Origin of the sequence: Chryseobacterium sp. (assembly GCF_045629545.1) — a bacterium.
Taxonomy (GTDB): Bacteria; Bacteroidota; Bacteroidia; order Flavobacteriales; family Weeksellaceae; genus Chryseobacterium.
On the sequence record NZ_JAZQRK010000029.1, the window covers coordinates 113,630 to 124,794 of the forward strand.

The following is an 11,165-nucleotide window of genomic DNA, read 5'->3' on the forward strand; positions in this document are numbered from 1 at the left end:
AACAATGAACGAGATAGAAAAGAAAAAAGTGAGCAAATTTTTAAGCTTAATATTAAGACATCAACCAGAAACCATTCATTTAAATTTAGATGAACATGGTTGGGCAAACGTTGAAGAATTAAGAACTAAATCTTCTAAAAAAAGAATCTATTTTACTTTAAAAGAATTGGAAGAAGTAGTGGAAACCAATGATAAAAAACGTTTTATTTTTAATAAAGATAAAACAAAGATTAGAGCCAACCAAGGTCATTCTATTGATATCGACTTGGCATTAAAACCACAACAACCACCAGAATATTTGTATCATGGAACGGCTGATGTACATGTTGCTTCTATTTTAGAAAAAGGAATTGAAAAAAGAAGTCGTCAACATGTACATTTAAGTCAAGATAAAGAAACAGCAACCAAAGTGGGAAGGCGACACGGAAAACCGATTATTCTAACGATTAGAACTGGAAAAATGCATGAAGATGGAATTCTATTTTACCTTTCTGAAAACGGAGTTTGGCTTACGGATTTCGTAGATCCAAAATATATTTCAAAATAATAACGACGTCTCAAATTTTTGAAACGTCGTTTATGATTTATTTAGGAAGTCCTTTTTTTAAGGCATGATTGGCGATGCTTACCGCTTTTCGCTCTTTCCAATCCATATAGGTATTTTTGAAACGAGCTTTCATAAAGTTATCAAAATTTCTTTGTACCGTAAGATTCCATAGAGAATGCGCTTTTACGCCCCAAGATTTATCCCAAGCCCTTAGCGAGATAGAAAAACTACCATCTAGATATTTCATCCAATGCCACCATCCTGTAGGCATAAATAGAGTATCTCCATGTTCTAGGAAACATTCTATCCCTTCCACACCATCCAAAGCAGGAAATTTTTCTAAATCAGGATTAGAAATGTCAAAATCTTCTAATGCGTAGGTAGCATAAGGAATCTTGTACAAACGATCTTTCCATTTGTAATCGAATAGCAGAATATGCTTTCTCCCATTGAAATGAGTATGGAATATATGGGCAAGATCGATATCATAATGTAAGAAAGTCACCGAGCCTTTACCACCAAAAAACATAGAAGGATATTTGTCTAGAAAACCACCCATTAAATCTTTAGGCGAAATATAATCATCCAACAATTTGTTGGCACTCTTTATAGGATCAAAAAAGAAAATTCTAAGATCAGTAGGTTCTCTTTGAATAAGATCGATATAATCTGCAAACTTCATCTCAGTGGTTGGGGCATTAATAGGCGCAGAGGGATCTGCCTTTGCACTATCGTATAAAGGGACTACCACATCTCCTACTACCTCTTTTACATAATCCATGGTCCATTTCTGATAAGCAGGCCATTTTTTGGCCATATTTTTTATCACTACAGGTATCCTTGGTTTTAGATACTTTTCTAGAAATTCTTCTTTACTAATATCATCTACAATATCTATCGGCTTTAAGATAACACCCATTATTTTAAGTTTTATAATGCAAAATTATTAAATTAAAAATGAGTATTTCCATTTTTAGATTTTTTTAATCTATGATGTTAATTTTTAAATGTAAAGAAAGGGTTATGATTATTATATTAAATCAAATATTGTTATTTTAATATTTGGAAGCACTATTTAACCTACTCCTAAAAAATCATCAGTATCCATTGTAACAAAACTACTTTTTTTATCACTAATTCATCAAATAACAAATTATGAAAATAAAAATCTCCTTATTTTTCCTCCTTTTCTTTTCAATACTTACCATGGCACAAAAAACTGTGTCTGGTAAAGTAACTGATGAAGACGGAATCGCCATACCAAGTGCTAGTGTAACGATAGAAGAGTCTGGTAAAGACGCCATATTAGCGTACGGAATCACCAATTCTAAAGGTGAATATAAAGTTACATTTACAACTTCAGATGCTAATGTAGACCTTAAGGTGAAGGCTTTCAACCAAAAACCACTTACAAAACAAATTTCTAATAGCGACCAAACACTTACTTTTAAGCTACAATCTGAAGCTACAGAAATAAAAGAGGTTCAGCTGAAAACGAAAATGATTACTGCAAAAGGTGATACTATTTCTTATGATCTAAAAGCATTCGATAGTAAAAACGACCGTTCTCTAGCAGATGTAATGAAAAAAATTCCTGGAATTGAAGTCAATACCGATGGGACAATTCTTTACCAAGGTAATGCCATTAATAAATTTTATGTGAATGGTAAAGACCTTATGGAAGGAGGATATGGTACGATAAGCAACTCCTTACCCAAAGATGCCGTACAAAAGATTGAAGTGTTAGAAAATCACCAACCCATAAAAATGCTGAACGGGAAAATACCTTCTGATGCCGCTGCGATCAACATCAAGTTGAAAAATTCTGTTACCATGACGGGTAGAGGAGAAGTAGGAACTGGTTTTGGAGATCCTTGGCTTTGGAATGTAAAATTAACACCAATGTTTTTCGGACAAAAAAGCCAATGGGTGGTTAACTACAAAACCAATAATATGGGAGAGCAAGTAGAAAACGAAGGTAATATTATCGGATTCGGGAGCAGTTGGGAAGGAAGAAGAGGAAATGCTTCGCAAAACAGTTGGCTGAATGTAGAAAATGCCAGCGTACCCAACTTGCCCGTAAAAAGATATCTGATGAACAATGTACATTATCTATCTGCAAACTATCTTACCAATATTGATAGCAAAAAAGAATGGGAACTAAAGGCCAATGCCAATTATACCAACAATTCTATAGAAAGAGAGTCTACAAGTACGATTACAGATATTCAGCAAAAAACTCAATACGGGTACACCTTCCTAAATAACTTTTATACAGATAAAGCAAAAGGCGAATTGATATTTACTAAGAATGCTAAAAAAGGATTCTTTAAAAATACCACCACTTTCTCTCAATTTTGGAACGCAGATCGTGCAATCGCGAATAGATGGGATGCTTCAGGAAATAGAATAGGAAACCAAGCCATAGAATCTCCTACTTCATCATTTCAAAACTCATTGAGTACTATTATTCCTTGGAAGGAAAAAATGGTAAATTTGAAATCTTATATCAATTATCAAGATGATCAGCAAACTTTAGAAATTACTCCTGCCAATTATTTGCAATTGCCTTTTAAAAAACCAAATGATACTGTACTTTCAGTAATAGATTTTGTACCAGGAAGTGTAGCATTGCAGACTTACAGAATGAAAACTTTGGATACTTCACACTCTGCAAACATTAGTTTTTCTACAAAAGGTTGGACGTTTACTCCACAAGTTGGAATAGATTTCTCTACGGACAAACTAGATACGAATTTCAATGGAATGACAGTAGCTGGCTCGCAGCAACCAGATTTTTCTTCTTCTCAGTATGAAAATAGCTTGAAATTTACAGAAATTACACCATCAGCTTCGGTAGGTATTAATTACAAATCGGATGCATGGAATGTTTTTGCCAATTTCCCAATTAATCTGAATAGTATAAAAGCAGAAGATCCAATAAGAGGAGTTTCAAAAACATTAGATAAAACTACATTTACGCCAAATGTATTTGCTCAGTATTCCTTTGCTTCTTTCTTTAAAGCGAGTGTAAATGGTAACTTAAGTAATAATTTTGGTGATATCCAAACAGCTTATGCAGGTTATATCTTATCTGGACCTACAGGTTTCAATGTAATGAACCCTAATAATCCAATTCCACAAACTACATCAAAAAGTCTAAGCGCTAGATTAGAATACAGAAATCCATTGAATAATTTATTCTTCAATGTGGGATATAGAGTTAGTGATTCCAAAAACAATTTATTGGCTTCTAGTTCTGTTAATACTTCAGGATTTAGTGTTATAGAATATATAGAAAGCGAAAACAACAGAACAAATAATACTTATTCTGCTGAGATTGGAAAGTATTTTCCGAAATTCAAAACCAATGCTTCTGTCACTTTTAATAATACAGAATCTCAATCTCAATCTCAAAGAAATAATATTGATATAACAACGAATAACATTGGAAATACATTGGGTTTCAAATTCAATAATACTTATTTCTCTTGGATGAGTCTAGATTTTAATTTTAATAAAACTTGGAACAACCAAAAGAACTCTATTGCAAACAATAAAACTGAAGGATATACGCATAACCTAAGTGCATTCTTCTATCCTGTAGAAAATCATACCATAGGATTTTATTGGGATCAGATAAACTCTAAGTTGCTAGATAATTCTTATAAAAATGGATTTTTTGATGTTTCATACCAATATACTTGGGCTAGTAAAAAAGTAGATTTCGAATTGAAATGGATGAATATTGCTAATAGAACGGTATTCGAAAGAATAAACCTAGGTGACGCTACAATAAATCAAACTACAATGAAACTTCGTCCTAGCCAAGTAATGCTATCAGTGAAATTTAATTTTAAATAGTACAATATAAACCAATCTCTAGCAGGTTAGTTTTTTTATTAAAAAAAATAAAATATAGTGTAACAATATACAGATTATCTACACTAATTGTAAAACAACATCGGATATGAAAAACTTCTTTTCAATTTTTTTTATTGCAATATTTGCCTGTGCCAATGCACAAGAATCTAATGAAACGGCAAATCGTTTTTTCTATGAATTGAATTTTAAGCCTAAAAAAGATTCAACCAAAATAGACAAGGTGATGACTATTTTGGATATTACCAAAACCAAGTCAATATACAGAGATTATACTGTGATAGCGCAAGATTCAATTATAAAAATTGCTGTTGAAGAAATGCAGAAAGCAGGAGTTTATAAAGATTTGTCTAAAACGATAAGAATGCCAAAATTCTCTGAAAAAATAGATAAATTTTACCCTGATATGAAAGTAATGTATGTTGAGAAAGTAGCAAACGGTTTTACTCCTCTAAACATTGGTTACAGCGAAAATTTAAAATTCGATTGGAAAATTTTAAATGATAAAGAAAAAGTAGGATCTTATAACACCCAGAAGGCAACTACAGAGTTTGGTGGAAGAAAATGGACAGCTTGGTTCTCTTCAGATATACCATTTCAAGATGGGCCATATAAATTCAGTGGTTTACCTGGTTTAATTGTAAAAATAGAAGATGAAAATAAAAACTACTCTTGGGTTTTACAAGGAAATAAAAAGGTAAATAACTTTGAAGAATTATCTTACGCAGAAAAAATTTCTGGTGGTTCATCTAAAGTAACGGAAGTTTCTAAAGAAAAATTTAATAACACTTTTAGTGAATTTAAAAAGGATCCTCTAGCGACAGCAAGACCTCACTTAAAACCAGAAATGATGAGTCAAAAAATGCCAGGAAGTGATATGACTATCGGTGAATTGATGAAAAAACAAGAAAAGATGTACAAAGACTTTTACAACTCTAATGATAATCCTATAGAATTAGAGAAAAAAGTAACGGTTGGACAACTTGAAAAAGTAGGTAAAGAGAAAGAAAAAAAGTAAGAACATCATATTAACTATTTTATATTGAATGAGCCCAAATGTACTATTGCATTTGGGCTTGTTATTTCCTATTAGTTAGTTATTTAGATTTAATTTAAATAGCGTATCTTTGCAGTCACAAAAATTATAGGTATTGACAAATAACCATTTATATAAGCTAAGTAATTTTCCTAAAAATAAATTGGGTAAAATTTTGGGGTATAAAGATGATCATCTAGAAATGCCCAACAAAATCATAGAGATGGGACTCTTGCCAGATACAATTTTCAAAATTTTATACCAAGCACCTTTCAATGGTCCTTTGTATATAGAATTTGGGCAAGAAAAGAGCCGTATAGCACTTCGTAAAGAAGAAGGAGAATATATTATTGTAGAAGATTTGGAGTAATGCAGGAAAACAACAAAAAACAAGTACTTTTAGTAGGGAATCCCAATGTAGGTAAATCAACCGTTTTTAATGGTTTGTGTAACAAAAAGCAGAAAACAGGTAACTATGCGGGTGTTACCGTATCTAGTCATTCTGGTAATTACACTTACAAAAATCAAGAAGTAGAGGTAGTAGATCTTCCTGGATCCTACAGTATTTACCCCAATTCGGAAGATGAAGCTATTTTTTCTGAATTTCTTTTGAAAGAAAAATACAATTTTGCTGGAGTAATCTATATCTTAGAAGCCCTAAGTCTGAAAAGAGGACTTTTGTTGTTTCAGCAAATTCAGGATTTAGGAATTCCCATGATTTTGGTAGTGAACCAAATAGATCAGGCACATCGTAGAGGAATTTCTATTGATTTGGAAAAACTCTCCAATGGATTAGGCATCAATATTATTCAAACTAATGCCAAACAGCAAATAGGAATTGATGATATAAAAGAAGCCATATATATCGATAATTTCACAAAAAAAGAAAAGTCTTCATTTGAAATTCCTACCGAATATCAATCTACGGTAGAGCAGTTATTAGATGAAAAGAAATCAGGAAATTTGTATAAAGCATGGATGCAATTATCTTATGGATCTCAAATTGATACCGCAAATTCTAATAAAAGTATTGTACCCAAGAGACTACAAGTACAAGAAACGGTAAGGAGATACAAAAAAATAGATGAAATACTCTTCGATGTCATCACCAAAAAAGCACAATTCAAAGAGCTTTTAACAGAAAAATTAGATAAAATTCTAGTGCATCAATTTTGGGGTTATATTATCTTTATCGTTATTTTATTAGCTATATTTAATAGTGTATTCTTTTTGGCAGAATATCCAATGAATCTGATAGACGGTTTTTTCGGATGGATGTCAGAAATTTCAGCAACTCATTTGCCTGAAGGTCCAATAAATTCGTTAATATCCGATGGAATTATTCCTGGATTGGGGGGGATTATTATTTTTGCACCACAGATTGGTATTTTGCTTTATTTTCTATATCTATTAGAAGATTCGGGATATATGTCTAGAGTTGTTTTTTTGATGGATCGTTTTTTGCGACCTTTTGGATTAAATGGTAAAAGTATCGTTCCGCTGGTATCAGGTACAGCATGTGCCATACCTGCTGTTATTTCTACAAGAAATATAGAAAATCTGAAGGAAAGACTGCTAACCATTTTGGTAACTCCTTTTATGACATGTGCTGCAAGACTTCCCGTATATAGTATTATCATTGGGCTTATTATTTCAGATGGTGCATTTTTAGGTATTCAGTACAAAGCATTAGTACTTTTGGGGATGTATTTACTAGGTTTTTTCGTAGCTTTATTATCTGCTGCGATTCTTAAAAAGTTTATCAAAAGTGACGATAAGACCTATTTGGTAATGGATTTGCCTACTTACAAAAAACCTCTTTTTTATTATGATTTTAAAATGGTTTTGGGTAAAGTTTGGGACTTTATTACAGGAGCAGGAAAAATTATATTTATTGTTAGTATTCTCATTTGGTTCCTAAGTTATTTCGGTCCAAGCCAAAAGCAAGATGAGGTAGTAGCTGCAGATGTGCATCTAGATCATTCTTATTTGGCAAAGATGGGGAAAGTAATAGAACCAGTGATAGAACCTTTAGGCTACGACTGGAAAATGGGAGTAGGAATTCTTACCAGCTTTGTAGCTAGAGAAGTATTTGTAGGTACAATGTCTACCTTATATAGCTTAGATGATGATGCTCCAGAAGGTAAAGTAATAGATAAAATGCGACATGATATAAAACCTAACGGCGACAAAGTTTTTAGTTTCGCTACGGGGATATCCGTACTTTTATTCTATGCATTCGCAATGCAATGTATTTCTACCATTGCTGTAGTTTATAAAGAAACTAAAAGTTGGAAATGGACCGGCTTTCAGGTAGTGATGATGACAGGATTGGCCTACTTTGTGTCATTGATTGTTTATCAAATTTTAAAATAAGATGGAAACTTCATTATTATTTCAATACATCATTGTTTTTCTAGCAGTCGCATTTGCTATCTATTCATTATACAGAACAATTATAAAGAATTTTAGACCTAAAAAATTTAGTTCAAAAAGATCCAACTGCGATAAAGATTGTGGTTGTTCATAACTTTCTGAGGCTTATATTTAAATAATCTTTAATTTTGCTTTTTGAAAGCACAAATTCACAAAATAACTAAAAACACACTTTATGTCATTAATTAAAAGTATCTCTGGAATCAGAGGAACTATTGGTGGAAGAGTAAATGATAACTTAACGCCTTTAGATATCGTAAAATTTGCTTCGGCTTTCGGGTCTTGGCTTCAGAACAATAAAAATAAGAAAGATTTAACATTAGTAATCGGGCGAGATGCACGTATTTCTGGCGCTATGGTTAACTCTTTGGTCACTGCAACGCTGCAAGGATTGGGTATTCATGTAGTAGATCTAGGTCTTTCTACAACGCCTACCGTAGAAATTATGGTACCTGAGCTTAAAGCTGATGGTGGTATTATTCTTACGGCTTCTCACAACCCAAAACAATGGAATGCGCTGAAATTATTAAATGATAAAGGCGAATTCATCAGTGGTGAAAATGGAGCTGAGGTTTTAGCTTTGGCAGAAAATGAAGATTTCAACTACGCTGAAGTAGACGACTTAGGAAAATACGAAACTAGAGATGATGCTTTCGATATTCATATTCAGCAAATCTTAGATTTACCAATGGTAGACGTAGAAGCGATTAAAGCTAAAAAATACAAAATTGTATTAGATGCGGTAAACTCTACAGGTGGTATCGCGATCCCAATGCTTTTGGATAAATTAGGTTGCGAAACGGTAAAACTTTATTGTGAACCGAATGGAGAATTTCCTCACAACCCAGAGCCTTTAAAAGAGCATTTAGGAGATATCTGTGCCTTAGTAAAAACAGAAAAAGCAGATTTCGGCGTTGTGGTAGATCCAGATGTAGATAGGCTAGCTTTGGTAGACGAAAAAGGAGAAATGTTCGGAGAAGAATATACATTGGTTGCTGTTGCAGATTATCTATTGAAAAATAAAAATGGTGTAGCAATTTCCAATCTATCCTCTAGTAGAGCCCTTAGAGATGTAGCACAGACACATTCTTCAGAATACTTCGCCAGCGCAGTAGGAGAGGTAAACGTGGTGAATCTAATGAAAGAGAAAAATGCGGTAATTGGTGGTGAAGGTAATGGAGGTATTATCTATCCAGAACTTCATTACGGAAGAGATTCTTTGGTGGGTGTTGCATTATTTTTGACGCATCTTGCAAAAGAAAACAAAACAGTCTCCGAGTTGCGAGCAGGCTACCCAAGCTATTTTATGGGGAAAAAGAAAATTGAACTAACTCCGGAAATAAATGTTGATGATCTTTTAACTAAAATGGAAAAAGAATATCAAAATGAAGATGTTTCTACGGTAGACGGAGTGAAAATAGATTTTGAAAACAATTGGGTTCATCTTAGAAAATCCAATACAGAACCTATTATCAGAATTTATACCGAGGCAAAATCCCAAGAGGAAGCCGACAAATTGGGTGATGATATGATTGCAAAAATCAAAAGTTTGATTTAATATTTTGTCAAACAAATTTCATCAATCCTATCAATTATTTATTAACTTTATAGTAATAAGATTTTCAGAAACGAGTATTTGTACATCTCAAGTCTCTCATCTTACATCTTAAACTTTTTTTATATTGGAAGAATATTTTGGAAATGAACTTGTAAAGAAGTTCGAAGAAATGATGGAAAATAATGACGAACTCTACTTTGATACAGAAGAGTTAGAGGATATTATTGTTTATTATTTGGAGTTGGGCGATTTTAATTATGCTGATATGGCGGTAACTTATGGCCTTAAACTTCATCCTAATTCTTTAGAAATCAAGATCAAAAAACTTGAAGTTCTTTTAGAATGGGAAGATTATAATACTGCAAAAGTGCTTATCGATGAGCTGAAGGGTACTTCTATGGAAAACACAGACTTTTTGGTATGTTATGCAAAGTATTATTCTAATCTTGGAAACCCTAAAAAATCTATAGAAATCTGTAAACTCGCTTTAGATTTAAACGAGGAGGAAAATTTCCTCAACAATTTTATTGCAGATGAATACGTAAATTTAGGAGATCCATTTAGCGCGCTGAAATATTATCAGCAAGCACTGAAAGACGATCCTTCAGATGAATATTCTTTGGAAAATACCATGATCTGCTTTAATGAGCTGAATAAGAGCGATGAAGCAATAGCTTTTCTGAATGAATATTTAGATGATTTTCCGTTCTCTGAGGTAGCTTGGAGCGAATACGGACAGTTTTACTTCAATAGAAAAAACTACGAAGAAGCCATAAAAGGGTTCGATTATATGCTGGCCATCAACTCTAGTGCAGTGGGTGTTTATGCAAGCAAAGCAGCATGTTATGAGGCATTATTACAGTACCAAAAAGCAGTAGAAGTGTACGAAGAAATGCTAGAGCTAGAGTATACAAAGGCATTTACCTATTACAAAATAGGCTTATGCTATAAAGCTTTGAAACAGCCTATTATTGCTTTAAACTCTTTTCAGAAAGCACTCAGAGAAGATCCTCAGTTTTATCTTGCCATGATGGAGCAATCTTATCTTTATGAAGAAATGGGAGGTATGCCAGAGGCTTTGCACTTTGCACAAGAAGCTACTTTACTTAATGATAGCAATCTAGATTATCATAAGAGATTGGCATTTTTGTATATAGATGCTGGTAAATTCGAAGAAAGTTTAGCGTGTCTAAAGAAATTAGTAGTAGAAGAACCTTCTAGATTTTACAATTGGTATGCCTACACAGAAGTATTGATGTTGGTTAGCCAATATGAAGATGCTATTACAGTCCTTTATGCGGCATTAAAAAGCCATGATAGAGCCGAATTATACTATCAATTGAGCAATTGCTACTTTAATCTAGATAACCTAGAAAAAGGCGGAGAAATGCTAGAAAATGCTTTAGAAAGAGATGCATCTATGATGACGGATATGCAAAAAAAATATCCATACATTAAAGAGGAAGTGAAGAAAGCAAAAGCTAGAGTGAGAAAGAAAAATTAAATAGACTTTTAACCTATTATCTATATAAAATCCTGCAGCAATGTGGGATTTTTTCGGTGTTAACTATAATACCCCTACAAAACTGGACCAGTAGTTAAGTTGAAAAATATTAACTTTAAACAAGTCCAAAATTATGAAAACAGGAAGACGTAAATTCGATTCAGTCTTTAAGGCTAAAGTAGCTCTTGAATCATTAAAAGAA

Annotated in this window: 8 protein-coding genes; 7 read left to right on the forward strand and 1 reads right to left on the reverse strand. The window is 32.9% G+C overall.

Features of this window, described 5'->3' with window-relative positions:
- Positions 1-4: 4 nt before the first annotated feature.
- Entirely contained in the window at positions 5-547 is a 543-nt protein-coding gene (locus ACKI42_RS07430) for an RNA 2'-phosphotransferase (RefSeq protein ID WP_407404014.1), read from the forward strand.
- 37 nt (positions 548-584) lie between these two features.
- Here the strand turns inward: ACKI42_RS07430 and ACKI42_RS07435 are convergent, their stop codons facing one another.
- Positions 585-1,466: a cupin-like domain-containing protein gene (locus ACKI42_RS07435; protein WP_407404016.1), complete on the reverse strand. Its 882-nt coding sequence runs from the start codon at positions 1,464-1,466 to the stop codon at positions 585-587.
- A gap of 236 nt (positions 1,467-1,702) precedes the next feature.
- On the opposite strand from ACKI42_RS07435, the gene ACKI42_RS07440 reads away from it, so the two are divergent.
- The 6 genes from ACKI42_RS07440 (at position 1,703) to ACKI42_RS07465 (ending at position 10,963) form a co-directional block, all read left to right on the forward strand.
- Positions 1,703-4,411, forward strand: coding sequence for a carboxypeptidase regulatory-like domain-containing protein (locus tag ACKI42_RS07440; RefSeq protein ID WP_407404018.1), 2,709 nt, complete (start codon positions 1,703-1,705; stop codon positions 4,409-4,411).
- Between the two features lie 106 nt (positions 4,412-4,517).
- Positions 4,518-5,447, forward strand: coding sequence for a GLPGLI family protein (locus ACKI42_RS07445; protein WP_407404020.1), 930 nt, complete (start codon positions 4,518-4,520; stop codon positions 5,445-5,447).
- A gap of 133 nt (positions 5,448-5,580) precedes the next feature.
- Positions 5,581-5,835 (forward strand): ferrous iron transport protein A, encoded by a 255-nt coding sequence (locus ACKI42_RS07450; protein ID WP_407404022.1) that lies wholly within the window; start codon positions 5,581-5,583, stop codon positions 5,833-5,835.
- On the forward strand, positions 5,835-7,841 hold the full coding sequence (gene feoB, locus ACKI42_RS07455; RefSeq protein ID WP_407404024.1) for a ferrous iron transport protein B: 2,007 nt from the start codon (positions 5,835-5,837) through the stop codon (positions 7,839-7,841). The genes ACKI42_RS07450 and feoB overlap by 1 nt, the downstream gene beginning before the upstream one ends.
- 235 nt (positions 7,842-8,076) lie before the next feature.
- Positions 8,077-9,459 carry a phosphoglucosamine mutase gene (gene glmM, locus ACKI42_RS07460; RefSeq protein ID WP_407404026.1) on the forward strand — a complete coding sequence of 461 codons (1,383 nt, stop codon included), beginning with the start codon at positions 8,077-8,079 and terminating at the stop codon, positions 9,457-9,459.
- A gap of 124 nt (positions 9,460-9,583) precedes the next feature.
- Positions 9,584-10,963: a tetratricopeptide repeat protein gene (locus tag ACKI42_RS07465; RefSeq protein WP_407404028.1), complete on the forward strand. Its 1,380-nt coding sequence runs from the start codon at positions 9,584-9,586 to the stop codon at positions 10,961-10,963.
- The last annotated feature ends 202 nt before the right edge of the window (positions 10,964-11,165 follow it).